The sequence below is a fragment of the Candidatus Colwellia aromaticivorans genome, from assembly GCF_003333305.1.
In the GTDB taxonomy this organism is placed as follows: Bacteria; Pseudomonadota; Gammaproteobacteria; order Enterobacterales; family Alteromonadaceae; genus Colwellia; species Colwellia aromaticivorans.
This window is the reverse complement of sequence record NZ_QOLD01000019.1, coordinates 82,202-103,077: the sequence shown is the minus strand read 5'-3', so window position 1 is coordinate 103,077 and position 20,876 is coordinate 82,202. Positions and strand designations below refer to the sequence as shown.

Annotated in this window: 19 protein-coding genes; 15 read left to right on the top strand and 4 right to left on the bottom strand. The window is 37.6% G+C overall.

The window, feature by feature from the left end; all coding sequences use genetic code 11:
- Nucleotides 1–7 precede the first annotated feature (7 nt).
- The 5 genes from flgL to fliD all read left to right on the top strand — a co-directional run bounded on the left by flgL (nt 8) and on the right by fliD (nt 6,216).
- Nucleotides 8–1,219: a flagellar hook-associated protein FlgL gene (gene flgL / locus DWA31_RS03370; protein WP_114325253.1), complete on the top strand. Its 1,212-nt coding sequence runs from the start codon at nt 8–10 to the stop codon at nt 1,217–1,219.
- A 141-nt stretch (nt 1,220–1,360) separates the two neighbouring features.
- Nucleotides 1,361–2,542 (top strand): flagellin, encoded by a 1,182-nt coding sequence (locus tag DWA31_RS03365; protein WP_114325252.1) that lies wholly within the window; start codon nt 1,361–1,363, stop codon nt 2,540–2,542.
- Between the two features lie 379 nt (nt 2,543–2,921).
- Complete coding sequence (locus DWA31_RS17660; protein WP_114325251.1) at nt 2,922–4,118, top strand: flagellin; 1,197 nt, start codon at nt 2,922–2,924, stop codon at nt 4,116–4,118.
- A 225-nt stretch (nt 4,119–4,343) separates the two neighbouring features.
- Nucleotides 4,344–4,748 (top strand): flagellar protein FlaG, encoded by a 405-nt coding sequence (locus DWA31_RS03355; protein ID WP_114325250.1) that lies wholly within the window; start codon nt 4,344–4,346, stop codon nt 4,746–4,748.
- A gap of 46 nt (nt 4,749–4,794) precedes the next feature.
- Entirely contained in the window at nt 4,795–6,216 is a 1,422-nt protein-coding gene (fliD, locus tag DWA31_RS03350) for a flagellar filament capping protein FliD (protein ID WP_114325249.1), read from the top strand.
- A 31-nt stretch (nt 6,217–6,247) separates the two neighbouring features.
- Here fliD and DWA31_RS03345 read toward each other — a convergent pair whose 3' ends face one another.
- From DWA31_RS03345 to DWA31_RS03330, 4 genes are all read right to left on the bottom strand, one after another.
- Nucleotides 6,248–6,565, bottom strand: coding sequence for a hypothetical protein (locus tag DWA31_RS03345; protein ID WP_114325248.1), 318 nt, complete (start codon nt 6,563–6,565; stop codon nt 6,248–6,250).
- A 112-nt stretch (nt 6,566–6,677) separates the two neighbouring features.
- Entirely contained in the window at nt 6,678–7,010 is a 333-nt protein-coding gene (gene fliT / locus DWA31_RS03340; RefSeq protein ID WP_114325247.1) for a flagellar protein FliT, read from the bottom strand.
- A complete protein-coding gene (fliS, locus tag DWA31_RS03335; RefSeq protein ID WP_114325246.1) occupies nt 7,000–7,404 on the bottom strand; it encodes a flagellar export chaperone FliS in 405 nt (134 codons plus the stop codon). Before fliS ends, fliT begins: the two co-directional genes overlap by 11 nt.
- Before the next feature lie 79 nt (nt 7,405–7,483).
- Nucleotides 7,484–7,768, bottom strand: a complete 285-nt coding sequence (locus tag DWA31_RS03330; protein WP_114325245.1) for a hypothetical protein — start codon at nt 7,766–7,768, stop codon at nt 7,484–7,486.
- A 262-nt stretch (nt 7,769–8,030) separates the two neighbouring features.
- Between DWA31_RS03330 and DWA31_RS03325 the strand changes: the two genes are divergently transcribed.
- The 10 genes from DWA31_RS03325 (at nt 8,031) to DWA31_RS03280 (ending at nt 20,871) form a co-directional block, all read left to right on the top strand.
- Nucleotides 8,031–9,548 carry a sigma-54 dependent transcriptional regulator gene (locus tag DWA31_RS03325; protein ID WP_114325244.1) on the top strand — a complete coding sequence of 506 codons (1,518 nt, stop codon included), beginning with the start codon at nt 8,031–8,033 and terminating at the stop codon, nt 9,546–9,548.
- A 140-nt stretch (nt 9,549–9,688) separates the two neighbouring features.
- Nucleotides 9,689–10,981, top strand: a complete 1,293-nt coding sequence (locus tag DWA31_RS03320) for a sensor histidine kinase (RefSeq protein WP_114325287.1) — start codon at nt 9,689–9,691, stop codon at nt 10,979–10,981.
- Nucleotides 10,968–12,308 carry a sigma-54-dependent transcriptional regulator gene (locus DWA31_RS03315; protein WP_114325243.1) on the top strand — a complete coding sequence of 447 codons (1,341 nt, stop codon included), beginning with the start codon at nt 10,968–10,970 and terminating at the stop codon, nt 12,306–12,308. Before DWA31_RS03320 ends, DWA31_RS03315 begins: the two co-directional genes overlap by 14 nt.
- Before the next feature lie 218 nt (nt 12,309–12,526).
- Nucleotides 12,527–12,889, top strand: a complete 363-nt coding sequence (fliE, locus tag DWA31_RS03310; RefSeq protein WP_114325242.1) for a flagellar hook-basal body complex protein FliE — start codon at nt 12,527–12,529, stop codon at nt 12,887–12,889.
- A 284-nt stretch (nt 12,890–13,173) separates the two neighbouring features.
- On the top strand, nt 13,174–14,922 hold the full coding sequence (gene fliF, locus DWA31_RS03305; protein WP_425451853.1) for a flagellar basal-body MS-ring/collar protein FliF: 1,749 nt from the start codon (nt 13,174–13,176) through the stop codon (nt 14,920–14,922).
- Nucleotides 14,915–15,970 carry a flagellar motor switch protein FliG gene (gene fliG, locus DWA31_RS03300; protein ID WP_114325241.1) on the top strand — a complete coding sequence of 352 codons (1,056 nt, stop codon included), beginning with the start codon at nt 14,915–14,917 and terminating at the stop codon, nt 15,968–15,970. The genes fliF and fliG overlap by 8 nt, the downstream gene beginning before the upstream one ends.
- A 48-nt stretch (nt 15,971–16,018) precedes the next feature.
- Nucleotides 16,019–16,804, top strand: coding sequence for a flagellar assembly protein FliH (gene fliH / locus DWA31_RS03295; RefSeq protein ID WP_114325240.1), 786 nt, complete (start codon nt 16,019–16,021; stop codon nt 16,802–16,804).
- A 54-nt stretch (nt 16,805–16,858) separates the two neighbouring features.
- A complete protein-coding gene (gene fliI, locus DWA31_RS03290; protein WP_114325239.1) occupies nt 16,859–18,217 on the top strand; it encodes a flagellar protein export ATPase FliI in 1,359 nt (452 codons plus the stop codon).
- A 100-nt stretch (nt 18,218–18,317) separates the two neighbouring features.
- Nucleotides 18,318–18,773, top strand: a complete 456-nt coding sequence (fliJ, locus tag DWA31_RS03285; RefSeq protein ID WP_114325238.1) for a flagellar export protein FliJ — start codon at nt 18,318–18,320, stop codon at nt 18,771–18,773.
- 109 nt (nt 18,774–18,882) lie between these two features.
- Entirely contained in the window at nt 18,883–20,871 is a 1,989-nt protein-coding gene (locus DWA31_RS03280; RefSeq protein ID WP_168427273.1) for a flagellar hook-length control protein FliK, read from the top strand.
- The last annotated feature ends 5 nt before the right edge of the window (nt 20,872–20,876 follow it).

Below are 20,876 nucleotides of genomic sequence, written 5' to 3'. Positions count from 1 at the left end.
GTAAATAATGAGAGTATCAACAGCTCAGTTTTATCAGCAAAGTTCATTACAAATGAGTAGTAAAACCTCTGATGTGAATGAACAAATGGCTTATTTAACCAGCGGTAAACGAGTACTTACTGCAAAGGATGACGCAGTTCAATATGGTACTTTAGTTGCTTATAAAGAAAGCTTAGCTAATATTGAGAAATACCAACGGAATATCACTCTGGCTGAAAGCCATAATAGCTTACAAGAAATTGTCTTCGCTGATGCAGAGACAATTTTAGATCAAGTTAAGCAAGACATGTTACTAGCGAATAACGGTAGAATGTCTACTGAAGACCTACAGTCTTTAGCAACACAAACAAGAAATAATTTTAGCCAATTACTTGATATTGCCAACAGTCAAGATGCCAACGGAGATTACATCTTTTCTGGTTATCAAACTGAGCAAAAACCTTTCAGTCAACAAGTTGACGGCTCTGTTTTCTATAGTGGCGATACGGGTGTTAACGAATTACCAGTAGCAAAAAATATCAACGTTACCACTAATCAAACAGGCGATGCAGCCTTTTTAAAAGTCGCTAATTCAATAGGCGACTTTAAGGCCAGCTACAACGTAAATAACACCTCAGATGTGGCGGTTGAAAGTGCCAATATTACCAATCGAAATACGTACAATGCGAGTACAATACCTCATAACTATACTTTCACCTTTGGCCCTGGTGCTGCTGAATTAGACGTGGTGGATGGTGGGGTAAGTGTTTATAACACGACAAGTTATGTGGCAGGGCAAAATATTCCTCTCTCAAACGGAGTTGACGTTACCTTAAGCGGCAACCCTTTGCCGGACGACACATTTACTCTCAGTGAACAAGAGGATATCAGTATTTTTGAAACCATCAATGATGCTATTGCTTGGATGGAGAGCGGATCTGTTTCAACAAATCAAAAGCAACACCAGGTTGATTACAACAGCATACTCAATCAACTTAACTCGGCTATGACTCATATAACATCAAGACGAGTAGATTCAGGTATTCGCTTGCAGGTACTTGAAAGCCAGAAGAGTAGGCATCTAGACTCAGCGTTGAATATCTCTAGTAGTAAGTCAAATATTGAAGACTTGGATTTTGCTAAAGCGATTTCTGAATTTGAACAATCAAAAGTAGCGTTGCAAGCATCACAACAAGCATTTAGTAAAATACAAAACCTAACACTATTTAATTATATATAAACAGTAAAACGTATTGGCAAGAATTTTGCTAAACAACATGTAAGATCGTATTTGTTTGGCGATCAATTGAAAAGTAAAAGAGGTCTTAATCAGTGGGCTTCTAATAACATAAAGTAAATTTAAAAAATTAGGAGCGCTATTATGGCCTTATCAGTAAATACCAATATATCATCGCTGAATGCACAGCGTAACTTAACCAAGTCTGGTGAAGGACTTGCTACATCAATGCAACGTTTATCATCCGGTATGCGCATTAACAGCGCGAAAGATGATGCTGCAGGTTTACAAATATCAAATCGCTTAACCTCGCAAATTAATGGTTTAGGTGTTGCTCAGCGTAATGCTAATGACGGCATTTCTATGGCACAAACGGCAGAGGGTGCGATGCAAGCCTCTACCGATATTTTACAACGTATGCGTGAGTTAGCACTACAATCAGCTAACGGTTCAAATGCTTCAAGCGACAGAGCAGCACTACAAAAAGAAGTCAGTGCACTACAAACAGAATTAACCCGTATTGCTGAAACAACCTCATTTGGTGGACAAAAACTATTAGATGGTTCATTTGGTAGTAAAGGTTTCCAAGTGGGGGCGAATGCCGGTGAAACAATTACCATGACATTAGGTGATGTAAGTGCTGATGCGATAGGTAATACTACAGGTAAAAATGTTGCTACTGGTGGAATTACCGGTGCCGATATTACAGCTATGATTGGAGCTGGCTCTGCTGCACTTGAGCTTGCGTTTACTTATACCCCTAGTGGTGGTTCAGCTCAAATAATTAATGTTGATTTATCTAATGTGACAGATGATGAATCGATGGCTTCAGCATTAAATGCCTCATTAAATGGTTTGGGTATTACTGCTACTTCAAATGGTACTGATGTTACCTTTGCTGGGCATATTGCAGATGGTGCAGCTCTAACATCTGCTATGAAAGATGGTGCTGGTGCTGGTGATGACCTTACTGTTCCAATGACTTTTGCTGCTGATGGAACTTATACTGCAGATGCTGCCGATATTGATATCAGTACAGCGGTTGGTTCAAGTGACGCCTTAGCTATTATTGATAATGCCTTGACAAAAATTAATGATACTCGAGCAAGTTTAGGTGCGGTTCAAAACCGTTTTAGTCATACAATTAATAACTTGGCCAATATTTCAGAGAATGTTTCTGCATCTCGCAGTCGTATACAAGATACAGATTTTGCGGTTGAAACAGCTGTAATGACGAAAAACCAGATCTTGCAACAAGCGGGCACATCAATCTTATCTCAAGCGAACCAAATACCACAAGCCGCTATTAGCTTGTTAGGTGGTTAGTTTTAGTTGAATTGCGAATAGAAAAATAAGTAATAAAACAAAGGCTGAATAATCTATTATTCAGCCTTTTCTGTTGTAATGATTCACTGACTGTTATCTACCACTGAGTCTTTTTACAATATATTAATTGATATTATTGTATTTGAATCAGCAGACTTTGGGTTGTGTAAATACAGGCATAACTCACTGTTAATACAGATGTGGAGGGTGTGTTTTTTTATGTTAATGTTTTTAAATTGTAAATAAAATTAAAGTTAATTTCCTTGCTGCCGTTAAGGTGTTTAGAGCGGGAACTTGACGGTAAAAACTAAGTTTTGTTGATAGTTCTAAATTAAAAATATATTAACGCATTACATTTTTTGTAGGCAGGAGTTTTATAATGGCTTTATCAGTAAATACCAATATATCATCGTTGAATGCTCAACGTAATTTAAATAAATCAGGTGAAGGTCTTGCTACTTCAATGCAACGTTTGTCATCGGGTATGCGTATTAACAGCGCGAAAGATGATGCCGCAGGCCTACAAATATCAAACCGAATGACCTCTCAAATAAGTGGTTTAGGTGTTGCTCAGCGTAATGCTAATGACGGCATTTCTATGGCACAAACGGCAGAGGGTGCGATGCAAGCCTCTACCGATATTTTACAACGTATGCGTGAGTTAGCACTACAATCAGCTAACGGTTCAAATGCTTCAAGCGACAGAGCAGCACTACAAAAAGAAGTCAGTGCACTACAAACAGAATTAACCCGTATTGCTGAAACAACCTCATTTGGTGGTCAAAAATTATTAGATGGTTCATTTGGTAGTAAAGGTTTTCAAGTAGGCTCTAATGCTGGTGAAACAATTACCATGACATTAGGTGACGTAAGTGCTGATCAAATTGGTACTACTGGCAGAGAAACGATGGCGGGTGTGATCACGGCTGCTAATATTACGACTATTCTTACTGAAGATGCTGGCACAGGTAATATCGGTACTATGGCGTTTGATCATGTCGATGCAGATGGCGCTACTAGAAGTATCGATATAGATTTAAGTAATGTCACTGATTCTGAGGGGCTTGCTTCTGCTTTGAATGCCTCATTGGGAGGTCTAGGTGTAATTGCAACAAGTTCTGGTGCTGGTGGTACTGTAACGTTTACAGGTAATCTATTGAATGATGAAACATTAACTTCAGATTTCTTAGAGGGAGATGGTACAACGGGTGTTTCTGAGGGAACAACTATAGAAGCATCAGGGAGTAACGATGATGTAATATCTCATGCGAGTAATATTGATATTAGTACCTCGGTTGGCTCAAGTAACGCCTTAGCGATTATCGATAATGCTTTGGCTGAAATTAATAATAGCCGAGCAGATTTAGGTGCATTGCAAAACCGTTTTAGTCATACGATTAATAACTTGGCTAATATCCAAGAAAATGTATCTGCGTCTCGTAGCCGAATTCAAGATACTGACTTTGCCGTTGAAACCGCTCAAATGACGAAAAACCAAATCTTGCAACAAGCCGGCACTTCAATTTTATCGCAAGCTAACCAATTGCCACAAGCGGCATTAAGCTTAATTGGTTAATTGATAAGGCATAATACCTAGTGTGAATATAATGCTAAGGTGTAGTGTGAATATAATGCTAAGGTGTAGTGTGAGCCTAGGTTAAAATGTAATAAAGGAAGGGGCAATTTTACCACTTCCTTTTTGTATTTAATTAATAGTGTAATTAATATTGGTTATTTTATGTTTAGGCTACGTTACCTCATTAGTCTACAGCAGCTGTTGAAATAACATTAGGAGTCTATAATGAGTGTAATAAATAGTAGTGCTGATGTAAGTTTAGCGAACTTAACTCCTGAGTTTAAAAGAAACAGTGAGTCGATGGAGGCGAAAGTCGATTCTACGGTAAACAAACTCATCGTGAGTGAAAAAGGTGGTTCCGCTGCTGTTAGTGACTTAGTTAAAGAAGAGAGCCAAGCGCCATTAACCCCACAGCAACTCGAGAAAGTGGCGCAACAATTGCAAGATTTTGTTGGTGAAATGAACCGTGGTTTAGAGTTTTCTGTTGATAAAGATTCTGGTCGTGATGTTATCAAAATTATTGATAAGAATACTGGTGATTTGGTTAAGCAGTATCCGTCTGAAGAAGTATTAACCCTTGTGGCTAAGTTGTCTGAGATGGTTGGTGGTTTTGTTGACGCTAAAGTATAGCCAGTTTACTATTTAGTGTCATTTATAAAATACAAAAGGAGGACTTATGCCTGATTTAACGTTTACAGGGATAGGCTCAGGTTTACAAGTTAGCGACATTGTTAATGCTATTGTTGGTGCTGAAACTGCTCCTTTTATATCTCGTACTAATAGGAAAGAAGCTGAATTAACAACAGATATTTCAGCAATAGGCGCACTAAAATCTGCGTTAGAAAGTGTTACAGATTCTATTGAAGACTTAGCTAATGCAGATGATTATCAACAACGAAAAGCTAGCGGTGCTGACAGTTTTGTTGGCATTACTGCCACTAAAGATGCACAAGTAGGTAACTATTCAGTACAAGTTGATGCGATAGCGCAATCTCATAAGCTAATGTCTGGAGCGATTGATGGTAGTGAGGCTATTGGTGAGGGCACATTAAATATTGCTGTTAATAATAATAGTTTTGATGTTGCGGTATCTGCGACAGATACCTTAAGTGATCTTCGTGATGCAATAAATGATAGTGCTGAAAACGACTCAGTGATTGCCACTATAGTAACCGATAATGCTGGTCAACACCTTATTATGACGAGTAAAGAGACAGGTATTGCTAACGCTATAACAACCACGGTAACTGATGTTAGTGATGGTAACAATATTGACAACTTAGGTTTGTCACGTCTTGCTTATGATACTGCTGCTCTCCCTTCTTCAATCACAAACTTATTCGAGGTTACCGAAGCACTTGACGCCAAAATTACTATCGACGGTACTCTTGTAGTTACCAATAGTACTAATGAATTTAAAGATGTTATTGATGGTGTTGATATTACTGCTAAAAAAATGCATGACGTTGATGATGATATTAGTCAAATTAGTTTTAGTGCCAACAACACTAATATTAAGGCCGGATTAAATAAATTTGTTACAAGCTATAATGAATTTCAAAAGTTAAGCAAGCAATTAGGCCAATCGGGTGAAGATGGGAGTGGTCCGCTAGCGGGCGACTCATTATTGCGTGGCGTTATGGGTAAGTTACGTCAAGAGTTTAGTGCGGGTTTTGATATAGGCAATGGTAATACCTTATCCTTATCAGAGCTTGGTGTACGTAGTGATAGATATGGCGTGCTGAGTTTAGATAGTGACGATTTAGATGAGTTTATCGATAGTAATATTGATGGTGTGCAGCAGTTTTTTGTCGGTACTGATGGTACTAAAGGTTTTGCGGGTTCACTTAAAGAGTTAACCAGCTTTTATACTGATTCAGATGGTATTATTCAAAACCGTATTGATAGTAGAAGCAATCAATTAGAGCGATTAGATGATGATCGACTCGCTTTTGGTCGTAGGATGGATTCTTTAGAAGCACGTTTATTTGCTCAGTACAACGCCATGGATTTAATTGTAGCGGGCTTAAATTCTACTAGTACTTACTTGATGGCGCAGCTAGACAATATGCCAGGCGTGGTGAGAAAAGATAAGTAACTTCTGACTTTCAACCCCATGTAAATACCCTTTATAAAAGTGCCGAAATTTTGTTGTATAAATTAGTTGCTTGACTATTAGTTAAATTACCTAAAGTGCGTGCTTTACCAATACTAGAACTTACCCTGATAACATCATTGGCTATGTCATTAATTTTTTGATTTGCTTGTAATTGTGCTTCTGTACGTTGTTTTTGATGTCCTATTGTTGATATATTTAAAATATCATCAGCGAATTCACCAAGCTTTGTTTTATTCTCCGTTTCGTTTGTTACTTTAGCTAATTGCTTGAAAGTAGAGGTTGTTCTTTGAATGTCAATGGATGCAGTTAATGGATTGGAAGAAAGCACTGTATACTCCTTGCAATATTGTCTTATCTTTCATTATAGAGGCAATAAAAGATAAGCTCAAATTTTGATCAGGCGGAGTAAGGTGAGAGTTAAATCGAAGGTAGGTGTACTCCTAATATTTATTATAGGTAATGGCTGATTTTTTTCCTTTTTGTATCTTAATTAGCTTACTAGCAAAGGCTTGTTTTAATTCTTCTGTTTTCATTTGCAAGTCAGCATCTAAATTAACCATTTGATTGATAAGCAGCAGCTCTTTTTCTATGTCATCTCTTGAGTATTGACTAAATAAATGTGAAATCAACTGCTCTCGAGCCGTTTGAAGTTGCGTTATTTCATCTACCTCTAAATTTTCGTCTGTATCAATATTATACTCAAGTCGCTTTAATAACTGTTGCGACTTGATGTTTATAAGTTTGAGTTGTTGTTGTATATCATTAACTGTCAAAACTAACCTGGCTTTGCGTTTCAAGTGGAATTGAATCCCAGCCTGATTTGATTGGTAGAAGAATTTTAATTACTTCATCTAATTTTTCGGTGTTGTTGTCTGAACTAGCAATAAGTAGTTGTTCAGAGCAAAACTTATAAAGTGACGCTAAATTTTCAGATATTTCACCCCCTTCTTCAAAATCTAAAGAGCTCTCTAAAACGCTAATAATAGCGATAGCATTAGATAGCTCAGTACCTTTTTTTTCAAAGTTATTTTGTGAAATAGCGCCTTTGGCAGTCGCTATATTACCTAATAATTTTTGAAATAGCATAGCGACTAATTGATAAGGTGAAGCCTGCTGTGCTGTGCTTTTATTAGTTTGTTGATACTTTTTAAGTGATGCATGTGTCATAGACACCTCCAAATGCGTTACTTTATAAATTTAGTATAAAGGAACTAGAAAATATAAATTATATATATTCATTAATAATTTAGCTTAGCGCTTTATTGTTAATAGTGACGGCAAAGCCTTCTATTTTTGCTTTATCGTAGGCTTGTTGCAAAATGCTATGGGTAATATCGTTAACGTCGCTAATTATGCCGTTATTTAATATTTCAATATTATCCCAGCCTCTATTCATTAAATACTCTTCTATTTGTGTTAATTGTTGTTCAAAAGGCATTTCTTTTGAAAACATATTGAATTCGTGACGAGTGCCTGAAGTTAACTCATTGTTATCACGAATTAATTCAGCAGTACCATTAATTATTAACATCTGATTTCCTACTTTAGTCAAAATATAGTTATTTAATTTATTACTTCTTAGATAAGCTAATTATATGCCAACTTTTATTATTACCTTAGCAAGCTATAGAGTTATATTGTTTTATTGCATTAGTTCGTTTTATTAGGGCTAAATATTACGTAAGTCAAAATACTGGCATTTATCTAACATAAACCGTCAAGTTTCTGTTGCTAAATTTTAACGAATAGCTAAAATCATCAGCATATTAGAATTTATCAAATACTTATTATTTATGCTGCAAAGATCAAGCGATTCTAAGGAACATGGCCACAAACAAATTCTTGTGGTTGATAATGATGTGGCTAGAGCACATCAACTGGCAACGGTATTATCTTTTGTTGGCGAGCAATTCTTACAATGTTCACAAGAAAAAATAGCGTATTTTTTAAAAACAAATGAACACTTACTAACGGTTATCTTAACCGGTGAACTATCTTCATCGATAGTAAAAGTAGTTAAAGATAATCCTAAAGTTCCTTTTTTATTATATGATGTTATTGATGAGAGTGTACTAAACAGTTATGTAAATGTTATTGGCGCAATTACTACTGTGCTTAACTATGCGCAGTTAACTGAGCTAATACACCATTGCCATCAATACTATAATAAATTACCGAGAAGTAGTTTTCATCTTCGCTCCAATATTTTATTTCGTTCGTTAGTTGGCACTAGCAAGGCCATGAGTGATGTTCGTTTTTTAATTGAGCAAGTGGCTAAAACACCTGCTACAGTACTTGTCTTAGGTGAGTCAGGTACTGGTAAAGAAGTTGTTGCCCGTAACATTCATAATTTATCATCACGTTCTAACGGAACATTTGTACCTATTAACTGTGGCGCAATACCCGCTGAATTATTAGAAAGTGAACTGTTTGGTCATGAAAAAGGTGCTTTTACTGGTGCGATATCTACGCGTAAAGGTCGCTTTGAACTAGCCGAAGGTGGCACATTATTTTTGGATGAAATAGGCGATATGCCACAGCCGATGCAAGTGAAATTATTACGGGTGTTGCAAGAGCGTACTTTTGAGCGTGTTGGTGGTTCTAGAAGTATCAAAGCGGATGTGCGAATTATTGCGGCTACTCACCAAAACCTTGAAGAGATGATTAAAGAAGGTAGCTTTCGTGAAGATCTTTATTATCGCTTAAATGTTTTTCCTATTGAAACGCCAGCTTTGCGGGATCGCAAAGAAGACATTCCGTTATTACTAGCAGAATTACTGACTCGTTTTGAGCATGAACAAGCAAAAACGGTCCGTTTTACTGAAAAAGCAATTGAATCATTAATGGAGCATTTGTGGGGAGGTAATGTTCGTGAATTATCAAACCTTATTGAACGTATGCTGATTATGTATGGGGATCAAATTGTTGATGTTGCAGAATTGCCACCTAAATACCAACATATTGATGTAGAAGAGTACACGCCGGAATACCCTGAAGAATTACAAGAGCAGGATGCAATTAATGAGTTGTTTTCAACTTTCGATTATGACGGCGATGAAGATGATGTGATTGAAGACGAAATTATTGAAGAATCTCAAAACAGCTCTACTGCGGGGATTTTGCCCAGTGACGGCTTAAATTTAAAAGAGCATTTGTCTGAACTAGAAATCTCCCTTATTTCTCAATCTTTAGCTAAACATGATTATGTAGTTGCCAGAGCGGCAGAAACGTTAGGAATGAGAAGAACGACCTTAGTTGAAAAAATGCGTAAATATAATTTACAAAAACCAGTATTGACAGAGAGTTTATAAATAAAAAAGAAGTACAGCCAATAAATTGACAATGATTTTATTATAATTATTATTGTAAGCCATTGAAAAATAATAAAAAAACTATGGCATGTAAAATGCTTTAATCAAGGTGAAATAAATTTCATTTGGATTTTGGTTTTATGGCACTAGCACAGCATTTTATTGCTAATAATGGTTTTAACGCAGTTAACATTCCTTTGAATACTAGTCCGCTAGTTGAAGAGGAAGCGTTACTTCAAACAGAAGCTTTTCCTGGTGAATTAGCTTCTCTACGTGCCCAATCATCCCAAATAAAACCTCCAAAAGATAAAGCGGTCAAATATAAATTAGATCAAGATAAATTTAATCAAACCACACCTGACAGCTTATTAGGGTCTAACCTAAAGCAAGAGCAAATGGCCGATCAGCTTATTGAAATGATGCCAACAGGTTTGGTTATGCTTGATGGCAACGGGGTTGTCGTTAAAATTAATAAAGTGGCGAGAAGTTTACTTGAAGAGCCAATATTAGGTCAGCTTTGGTTTACCGTTATTGCGCGTTCATTTAAGCCAAGGGCTGATGATTGGCATGAAGTGTCATTAAAAGATGGCCGTAGGGTTAAATTAGAAATTGCCAGTTTAGGGGATCAACCTGGGCAATTAATTATGATCACCGATTTAACTCAAACACGTTTATTACAAGACAAAGTAGGGCAAATGCAACGACTTTCCTCTTTAGGTCGTATGGTCTCAACGTTAGCGCATCAAATTCGCACACCACTTTCGGCTGCTATGTTATATAGCGCTAACTTATCTAATAGAAAATTATCAGAGTCTGCCCGTGGTGCATTTCAAGAAAAATTGAGTTCACGATTACGAGATTTAGAGCAACAAATAAATGATATGTTGTTGTTTTCTAAAAGTGGTAATGAACAAGTGGTTTCATCATTGTCAGTGAATGAATTAATTAATGATTCTATTCAAGCAATGGATGCGTTGATAATCAAAGCAAAGACACAAGTAAACCTACATTTGACTACTGTTGAACATCATATGTTAGGTAATAAAAATGCGTTAACTGGGGCGATACAAAATTTAGTGAATAATGCTTTGCAAGCGGCAGGGACTGCAAATATCGAGCAATCCGTTATTAATATTCAAGTATATAGCAACAATAATTCAGTTTATATCAGTGTTAAAGATAATGGTCCAGGTATCAATAGTGTTGACATTGAAAAGATATTCGAACCTTTTTACACCTCAAGAAGTAAAGGTACGGGACTAGGTTTAGCTGTTGTGAAATCGGTTGTTGAAGCGCATCAAGGCGAAGTTAATTATTTAAGCCAAACAGGAGAAGGTGCGCATTTTTGTATTAAGTTTCCCTTGTTAGGGCAATTAGAGTCCTCATCAATTAATAAAACAAACATTGGGGATAATCAACATGAACATTCATAAAATACTAGTTGTTGAAGATGATGACGGTTTGCGCGAGGCATTAATTGATACTATTACGTTAGCAAATTATCAATGTATTGAAGCCGACTCTGCAGAGACTGCTTTATTATTATTAAAAAACCATTCGGTTGATTTGGTGGTAAGTGATGTTCAAATGGGTGGTATGTCAGGTTTATCTTTGTTAAAAAGCATTAAAAACCAGCAGTCAAATTTACCTGTATTATTAATGACCGCTTATGGAACCATTGATGATGCCGTTCAGGCGATGAAAGATGGTGCTTGTAACTATATCGCAAAGCCTTTTGCTCCAGAAGTATTGTTGAATATGATTAGTCAATATATTCCCCCTTTACTAGTGAATAAAAACACTCCTGTTGTTGCTGATAAGCACAGTATTGAATTACTGAACTTAGCACGAAAAGTTGCCACCACAGAAGCGTCAGTGATGGTGCTTGGACCAAGCGGCTCAGGTAAAGAAGTATTGGCGCAATATGTTCATAATAATTCTCCACGCGCTAAACAACCATTTGTCGCTATTAACTGTGCTGCTATTCCAGAAAATATGTTAGAAGCAACTTTATTTGGTTATGAAAAAGGTGCGTTTACCGGCGCAATTCAAGCGTGCCCCGGAAAATTTGAACAAGCCCAAGGTGGCACAATATTACTTGATGAAATAACCGAAATGGATTTAAGCCTACAAGCTAAAATTTTACGGGTTTTACAAGAGCGAGAAGTTGAGCGATTAGGCGGCAGAAAAACAATTCATCTAGATGTGCGTGTTATTGCGACCAGTAACCGTAATCTTAAAGAAGCAGTCAGTAAAGGTGACTTTAGAGAAGATTTATACTATCGCTTAAATGTTTTTCCACTGACTTGGTTACCTTTAGCACAAAGGGTTGATGATATATTACCTTTAGCTAAACATTTAGTTGCCTGTTATTGTCAAAAAAGTGGCGACCCAATAGCAGATTTTAGCCCTGCAGCTCGTAGTAAATTAAATGCTTATAGTTGGCCAGGTAATGTACGTGAACTTGATAATGTTATTCAGCGAGCGCTTATTTTACACAGCAATCAAATTATTGATGCCAGTGATTTGATGATTGAAAACTTTGATACCGCCAGCGTCAATGAAATTGAACAACCAGTGGTTACAGACGATAAGCTAGGCAGTGAATTAAAACTACAAGAGCATCAAATAATATTAGATACCTTGCAGGCATGCCATGGCAGCAGAAAAGATGTCGCTGAACGCTTAGGTATTAGTCCGCGTACTTTACGCTATAAAATTGCCCGAATGCGTGACTGTGGTATTCAAATACCCGCGTAAAACCAGTTTCGAGTTAATAGTTGCGAGCTAAACCAGTGTTAATTGATGATTTTATGCCAAAGTTGATTTAAGTCTCCTTTGGCTTTTCTGGTTTTTCGTTACTCACTACCTTTCTTCCTCGTTACTTGTTTTGCTGTTGGCACCATGCTTGCACTATCACTTGTTATAGATAGCTATTATTGCTTTTTCAGCAAAAAATTGACACAAGTGAGCTCATCATGGATATCAAAACTAATTCTTTATTTGCACAAATGCAAAGCATGTCACTACAAGCTGCGGGAAATAAGTTACCGGCTGTTGGTGGTGATATACCGGGTATGTCAGGTGCAAATCCTATAGGACAAGTGAATAATTCAAGTAATGACTTTGGTAATTTACTGACAGATGCGTTAAAAACAGTTAATGAGTTAGCACAAGATACGGGTGCTAAAAAAACGGCGTTTGAAATGGGTGACCGTGACGTTACTTTGGCGGAAGTCATGATTGCTTCAAGCAAGTCTGGCATTGCATTAGATGCCACAATACAAGTTCGTAATAAGTTTGTAGAAGCGTATAAAGAAATCATGAGCATGCCCGTATAACAGCTACGAGTGACAAGTAGCGAGTCAATAAAATAAAAAATAAACGTGCCTATGCACTTTACTCAGGAGCTCATTGATAACGTCATCTTCGAAGTCTTTTGTCGAAGATCCATTGTATTTTAGTTTGGATTCAGGACTATGTGCTCCATGCATAGTCTAATAAGTGGCATCCATGCCACGTCAGCCTAAAACACCACTGGAATGACGTTTTCGAACAATTTTGAATTGTTCCTGATTGATCTACATAGGCATAAAAATAAAAAAGTAGTAAGCGGAGAGGTTAAGTGGCTGACACAAATTCAATGGTAGCAACTGATAGCGGTGAAATGATTGCCAGTGATTCTGGCGATAATGGCGCTATAGAAGAGCAGAAATCAGGTTTTGCAGCAAAGTTAGGTAATGTTGATATATTACGCCAACTCACCTTAGTGGTTGCTTTATCAATTTGTTTAGCCATCGCTGTTTTCGTTATAATACTCTCGAATGAACCTGATTATCGCTTTTTATCAAAGTTACCCACTGAACAGTTAATCAAAACGCTTGATATACTTGATGCCAATCAAGTTGACTATCGTCAAGAAAATAACACTATTTCGGTTCCAACCAGCGAATATCAAAACATCAAATTACTTTTAGCCCGTGAAGGTTTATCGAACGAACCCACTCAAGGCAATGACATTCTAATGAAAGACATGGGTTTTGGTGTAAGCCAGCGTATGGAAAGAGAACGACTAAAATATGGTCGAGAATTACAACTTGCTAAAACTGTTGAGCAATTACAAAGTGTTTCTCGTGCTAAGGTTTTACTTGCTATCCCTAAAGAAAATATTTTTGCCCGCCGTGAAAAAAATCCTTCTGCTACCGTAGTATTAACGTTGCAACGTGGTCGTTTATTATCTGCTGAAGAAGTGGATGCAGTGGTTGATATTATCGCTTCAGCAGTTCAGGGCTTAAGTCCTAACCGTGTCACCGTAACCGATCAAAATGGACGACTACTTAACTCGGGTAGTCAAAACTCTATTTCGTCTCGCTCTCGTAATGAATTCGATCTTGAACAAAAACGTGAACAAGAATATATGGATAAAATCGATACTATTCTTATTCCGGTGGTTGGTTTAGGTAATTACACTGCGCAAGTTGATGTCATGATGGACTTTACCCATACAGAAGAAACCGCCCGCCGTTATAACTCTGACTTGCCAGCGCTGCGCAGTGAAATGAAAGTTGAAGACAATACTATTGGTGGTGTGTTAGGTGGCATTCCTGGCGCATTGTCTAACCAACCGCCGATAAAATCAAATATTCCTGAAGATGCAACAGCAGGGAAAAAACGGGCAATGCCCAGTAGAAAGCATAGTGAATCAACTAAAAACTATGAGCTTGACGAAGCGATTAGCCATACTAAACAGCAAGGCGCTGTTGTTCGCCGAGTCAGTGTTTCGGTAGCGCTTGATTATGTAAATAGCCCTTCACCAACACCTACAATTGATGGTGAAGCTGAAGAAGGCACAGCTACTGTCGTTACTAAAGAGCCTAGAAGTGTCACCGAAATTGCTGCGATACGCAGGTTATTGCAAGGTAGTATAGGTTTTGATCTACAACGTGGTGATATTTTAGAAGTGGTTACCATACCTTTTACTCGTTCAGACTTTGGTGCTGTAAAAGAAATTCCAATATGGGAACAACCTTGGTTTATAAAAATACTTAAGTTAGTAATGGGCGCGGTTGTTATCATCGTCTTAATTGTCGCTGTTGTTCGTCCTATGCTGAAACGTTTAATTTACCCAGATCAAACACCAGAAGATTATGGAGACAAATCTCTTGATAGTCATATTGACTTAGGTGATGAAACGATGGACATGCTTACCTCTGATTTTGATGCAGGTAATGTCGGTTTTGCACCTGATGGCAGTTTACAATTACCCGATCTTCACCGTGATGAAGATGTACTAAAAGCGGTTCGAGCACTTGTGGCTAATGAACCAGAATTATCGTCGCAAGTAGTTAAAAGTTGGTTGAACGAAGATGAGTGATGAAACAGAAGCAGGTGAATTAGCCGCAGCTCCAGCAGGCTTTGATGTTGAAAAATTAGATGGTGCAGAAAAAGCGTCCATTTTATTACTGAGCTTATCAGAAGAAGATGCCGCGCAAATTTTAAAACACCTTGAGCCAAAGCAAGTACAACAAGTCGGCATGATAATGGCTGGAATGGAAGACTTCACTCAAGAAAAAATCACTGCAGTGCACAAACAGTTTATTCATGAAATTCAAAACTACTCTACGATTGGATTTCAAAGTGAAGAGTTTGTACGTAAAGCCTTAACCGCTGCTTTAGGTGAAGATAAAGCAGGTAACTTGATTGATCAAATTGTAATGGGTGGTGGTGCTAAAGGTTTAGATTCATTGAAGTGGATGGATTCTAAACAAGTAGCAAATATCATTCGTAACGAACATCCACAAATTCAAACCATTGTATTATCGTATCTAGATGCTGAGCAATCAGCTGAAATTATGGGACAATTTACTGAAAAAGTTCGTTTAGATTTAATGATGCGTATTGCTAACTTAGAAGAAGTGCAACCTGCGGCATTACAAGAATTAAATGAGATTATGGAGAAACAGTTTGCCGGACAAGCAGGCGCACAAGCTGCGAAAATGGGTGGTTTAAAAGCTGCAGCTGACATAATGAATTACTTAGACACTAACGTTGAAGGCATATTAATGGATGCTATTCGTGAAAGTGATGAAGAAATGAGCCAACAAATTCAAGACTTAATGTTTGTATTTGATAACTTAGTCGATGTTGATGACAGGGGCATACAAGCTATATTGCGTGAAGTACAACAAGATGCCTTAATGAAAGCGATTAAAGGTACAGATGAAGCACTGAAAGAGAAAATTCTCGGTAATATGTCTAAACGTGCTGCTGAAATGTTGGCAGATGATCTTGAAGCCATGGGACCTGTACGTATTAGTGAAGTTGAAGCCGCACAAAAAGAAATTCTTGCGGTTGCCCAGCGATTGTCTGACGCTGGAGAAGTTATGCTTGGCGGCGGCGGTGGCGGTGATGAGTTCTTATAATAGTTTTTGTAGGTCGGATTATCATCTGGCAAAATAAGGTTTTAACAAATGAGTAAAACGCGAGCACGTATTATTAAAGCAGCTCAACAAGATGACTTAGATGTATGGTCGTTGCCTAATGTGCAATCAGATGCAACCGAAGAACAAGTTAGCCATACTAATGCTTTCGGTAAAAAAGCAAACTGGCAGTATGAACCACCAGAAGAAGATATTGTAGAGCCAGAGCCTTTAACTGCAGAAGAAATTGAATCCATCAGGCAAGCCGCTCATGAAGAAGGTTTTAACCAAGGTAAAGAAGAAGGTTTTACTAAAGGTTATGAAGAGGGCAAGGCTCAAGGACTAACTGAAGGGACAACTCAAGGCCTAGAAGAAGGTAAAGAAAAAGGTTTAGCACAAGGAAAAGACGAGATTGATAGCTTAAGTGAAAGATGGCAAAACTTAATAGAACAGCTTGATAAACCTCTCGCGAACGTTGAAAAAAACATTGAAGATCAACTGTTAAACTTAGTAGTTCAACTAACAGAAGCAGTTGTTCTACAAGAAGCAAAAACTAATCCAGATATTTTGATAGCGGCCATTGCCACAGGCATTAAAGCCCTGCCAAGTAATGAAGCAAATACACAAATTCATTTGCATCCTGACGATATTAAACACGTTGAACAGCAATTTGGTGAACAACATATCAGAGAAAGTGGTTGGCGATTATTACCTTCACCACAATTAACACCAGGTAGCTGTCAAATAGAGAATAGTACCTCAAATATTGACTTACAGATGAAATCACGTCTTAAGCAAGTATTGGAATCTTTCTTGCAAGATGCTTTACATCAATAGAATCTATTTTGAGTTTCAAATAAATTGCTTAGAATTAGATAAAATAAGGTCAACATGGTAGATAGCCTGCGCATCAGCGAACGATTGAAAGACTGTCAAAATTTCATCCACCCTTTTAAAGAGCCCGTTGCCGGACGTTTAGTGCGTGTTGTTGGCTTAACATTAGAGGCAGTAGGGGTAAAAGCACACATTGGTAGTCAATGTTTGGTTGAAACCGCGCAGGGTGATTTATTAGCCGAAGTTGTAGGCTTTGCTCAAGAGATAACCTATCTAATGCCTGAAGAAAGCTTACGTGGCGTACTACCAGGCGCTCGCGTATTACCTGTGTCAACCAAGTTACATTTACCTTTGTCGATGAATTTATTGGGGCGAGTGATTAACGGCATTGGAAAACCCCTCGACGGAAAAGGCCCAATTAAGCCTGATGAAGAATATCAAGCAGATAGTAGCCCTATAAATCCTTTATCTCGACGCGCAATTACAGAACCACTTGATGTTGGCGTACGTGCTATTAACAGTTTTATTACGGTTGGCAAAGGTCAACGAATGGGCTTGTTTGCCGGCTCAGGTGTGGGTAAAAGTGTATTGATGGGGATGATGACCCGCGGTACAACGGCTGATGTGATTGTGGTTGGTCTTGTGGGAGAGCGTGGTCGAGAAGTAAAAGAATTTATTGAAGAAATTTTAGGTGAAGAGGGGCGCGCTCGATCAGTCGTCGTTGCTGCACCCGCGGATAACTCACCGTTAATGCGCCTAAAAGGTTGTGAATCTGCCGTACAAATTAGTGAATACTTTCGTGATAAAGGTTTTAATGTACTGCTATTACTAGACTCATTAACACGTTATGCACAAGCTCAACGGGAAATAGCACTTGCTGTTGGTGAGCCACCCGCAACTAAAGGTTATCCACCTTCAGTATTTTCTAAATTACCGCAATTAGTTGAGCGTGCGGGTAATGGTAGTGAAGGACAAGGTTCAATTACCGCGTTTTATACGGTATTAACAGAAGGTGATGATCTACAAGATCCTATTGCCGATGCTGCTCGTGCCATTTTAGATGGTCATATCGTATTATCTCGAGAATTAGCCGATGCAGGTCATTATCCTGCGGTAGATATTGAAGGCTCAATCTCTCGGGTAATGCCCATGGTAACAAGTAAAGAACACCAAGATCTTGCACGGCAACTAAAACAAATTTATGCCGTTTATCAACAAAATAAAGATCTTATCGCGATTGGTGCTTATACCAAAGGGAATGATCCAAGAATAGATCAAGCCATTAATGTTTTACCCGTTATTAACTTTTTTTTACAACAGCAAATGCAAGAAGTAATACCGTATGAATTGAGCTTACAGCAATTACAAGAAATTATTGCGGCAGCCACGGCTAATAGTCAAACGAACGCAAACTAAAGCTTACCCGCGTAAGTAGAGTTTACGCACTGATATAAAATAGATACTTTGAGATAGAGTTTTCAGATAAATAAGCACATAGCACTTAGGAAGCTTCATTATGGCTGCGAATAAAAATAAGCAACTCGAAACGTTATTAAAATTTGAGCACTCTAAAGAAGAAATCGCTGCGAATACGTTACGTTCTGCTGAAAATGATTATCAGCAAAACTTAATTCGGCTTCAAAGCGTTGCTGATTATCGCTTAGAATATATGAAACGATTAAGTCAACGTTCAAGTATTGGTTTAGATAGTGCTACTTATAATCATTATCACGCATTTATTAGTAAACTTGATTACGCTTCTGAGCAAGTAAAAGTTGCTATGCAACAAGCTAAAGCTTTAACTGAGCAAAGTAAAAACTTATGGTTAAAACAAAGACAAAAAGTACAAGCCGTAGAAATGCTTGTTCAGAAACGTAGCCTTGCTTTAGCTAAGGTTGAAAATAAAAAAGAGCAAGCCATGTTTGATGAAATAGCAACACAACAATTTTTACGACGTAAATCGAGTTATTAACTATCCGTAACGGAATGATTATTGCTTACTTAATAAGTAGAAGAGAGTAAAAGCCATTCTAGCTCAATGAATGTATAAGTTTTTACTGATTATAATGATTGGGATTATTATGCCACAGCTCAATGTTTTACCTGTTAATGTTTCGCAAAATATCGAGTTAAAAGATGAATCGGCATCTTTTAACTCGGCGGGATCAAAGGATGATTTTTCACAGTATATTGACCTACACCTGATTAAAAATAAGGAAGCTGATAGCAGTAGTAAAGTTGACAGTGGTAAATCACCGGCTAACACCGCTAAAAGTATTGCATCATCAACAGTGACTGAGCTTGCTACGAAAAAATCAGAAAATGTGGTTGAAAGTAGTGACACAAATGATGAAACAGATTCAGAAACTGTTGTGCAAAAGGTTGCCGCTTCCGGCAATGAAGGTCAAATAAAATCAACTGAAATAGACCAAAAGGGTTTACTTGAATCAGAACAGTTAATGTCATTTTTAACCAAAGCTGATAATACTTTAATTAATCAGTCAGTTGAGACCTCTTCCTCGACTACTTCACCGGTTCAGCTACCAGAAGAACAAAAATCAGTAGAGCAAAAAGCTCACTATGAAGCACAGCTTTTATTAAATACTAGCCATTCGGCCGCAGATTTATCGACGGTTGTTAAAGCATTAGGCAATGATCAAACAGCTGTAGCGTTGAGCCCCACACTGACTGAACAAGGGATATTTGAAGAAGAATTACTTCTGAGTAACGCAGCTAAAGCCACAGGTAACAAGAGCACTATCGTTAAATTGCCGATTGAGTCTATTGAGGGTAAAAATAAGGGCAATACACAAGCTGAAGTATCAGCAGCTATAGTGAAATCAGCAGAAAATAAAACTTTATTGTCTGAACAAAACATAGAATCAATGACTGAAGTTAAGCTAACCAATATTGGCACTGATAAACCTAATACAGCAGAGCAAAGAATAGCGAAGCAATTAAAGGTAGATCACGCTCAAGTGAGTAATGACAAAATAAGTCAAGAAGCGTTACAAAAAGAAGCAAATAAAAGCGCTAAGATAGAAGGACTAAATGATGTGCAAACATCTGAAATTGAAGATATAAATACTAATACAGCAACCCAGGTTAATAATAAAAATCAAGTGCAAGCAGATTCAGTTAAATCACTTAAAAAGACAGTTAATGCGATAGAAAATCAAGTCAATCTGTCAAAAGAAAGTCAACATGAGAAAATATCAAGCTTACCTGACCCTCAATTGATAAAAAGTGAATTAACACAAAACAGAGAAACAACGAAGACTAATGAAGTAGCAGATATTAAAAAAACAGTTACGTCTGCTAATCCACTTGCCTCAAATCATGATGATGCGAACAAAATGCAAGCTAAGCAAGACGACAAATCGCAATTATCAGCATCGTTTGCAGAACAAAAGCCAGTCGTTCAAAAAGATGATGATGAAGTACTTGTTGAAGACAAAGTTATTACGAATACTAAAAGAGAGCCCTCTGCCAATGGCCATTTTATTGATGTTAGCGGTAAAGTAACTCAAATTCCACAACATACAATAGAGCAACAGTCGGCGGAAATGTTAAATGCGAGTGTGGCTACAGAAGTTACGCAAAGTCAAAAAACTAACACACAACTTCATCAAGAAACTATTTCATTGTTTCGTAAAGATTTTACTGAAGCAGTTAAAGATAAAGTGATGTTAATGATTTCACAAAAACTGCAGCAGTTTGACATTACTCTTGATCCACCTGAATTAGGTAATATGCAAGTTAGGGTTAATTTGCAAGGTGAACAGGCAGTGGTTAATTTTCTTGTGCAAAGTCAACAAACAAAAGATGCATTAGAACAAAATATGCATAAATTAAGAGAATTGCTAGCAGAGCTAGGGGTTGATGTGGGTGATGCGAATGTGGAACAACAATCACAACAGTCAGCCAATGAAGAGAACTCAACAGCCAAACACAATAGTCAAATGGAAGGTAAACTAGATAATATGGCTGAGGTAAATGATGTTGTAGCGCATACCTTATCAGCAAAAATGATTGATTCTTCAACAACTCGCGTTGATTATTATGCCTAAGTGGA

Coding starts and splice junctions, on each gene's coding strand:
- fliS (WP_114325246.1), bottom strand. CDS start 7,404: ATGACACATGCATCACTTAAAAAGTATCAACAAACTAATAAAAGCACA.
- fliE (WP_114325242.1), top strand. CDS start 12,527: ATGGATATCAAAACTAATTCTTTATTTGCACAAATGCAAAGCATGTCA.
- flgL (WP_114325253.1), top strand. CDS start 8: ATGAGAGTATCAACAGCTCAGTTTTATCAGCAAAGTTCATTACAAATG.
- DWA31_RS03320 (WP_114325287.1), top strand. CDS start 9,689: ATGGCACTAGCACAGCATTTTATTGCTAATAATGGTTTTAACGCAGTT.
- DWA31_RS03325 (WP_114325244.1), top strand. CDS start 8,031: ATGCTGCAAAGATCAAGCGATTCTAAGGAACATGGCCACAAACAAATT.
- DWA31_RS03280 (WP_168427273.1), top strand. CDS start 18,883: ATGCCACAGCTCAATGTTTTACCTGTTAATGTTTCGCAAAATATCGAG.
- DWA31_RS03330 (WP_114325245.1), bottom strand. CDS start 7,768: ATGTTAATAATTAATGGTACTGCTGAATTAATTCGTGATAACAATGAG.
- DWA31_RS03315 (WP_114325243.1), top strand. CDS start 10,968: ATGAACATTCATAAAATACTAGTTGTTGAAGATGATGACGGTTTGCGC.
- fliI (WP_114325239.1), top strand. CDS start 16,859: ATGGTAGATAGCCTGCGCATCAGCGAACGATTGAAAGACTGTCAAAAT.
- fliG (WP_114325241.1), top strand. CDS start 14,915: ATGAGTGATGAAACAGAAGCAGGTGAATTAGCCGCAGCTCCAGCAGGC.
- fliJ (WP_114325238.1), top strand. CDS start 18,318: ATGGCTGCGAATAAAAATAAGCAACTCGAAACGTTATTAAAATTTGAG.
- DWA31_RS03355 (WP_114325250.1), top strand. CDS start 4,344: ATGAGTGTAATAAATAGTAGTGCTGATGTAAGTTTAGCGAACTTAACT.
- DWA31_RS17660 (WP_114325251.1), top strand. CDS start 2,922: ATGGCTTTATCAGTAAATACCAATATATCATCGTTGAATGCTCAACGT.
- fliD (WP_114325249.1), top strand. CDS start 4,795: ATGCCTGATTTAACGTTTACAGGGATAGGCTCAGGTTTACAAGTTAGC.
- fliH (WP_114325240.1), top strand. CDS start 16,019: ATGAGTAAAACGCGAGCACGTATTATTAAAGCAGCTCAACAAGATGAC.
- DWA31_RS03365 (WP_114325252.1), top strand. CDS start 1,361: ATGGCCTTATCAGTAAATACCAATATATCATCGCTGAATGCACAGCGT.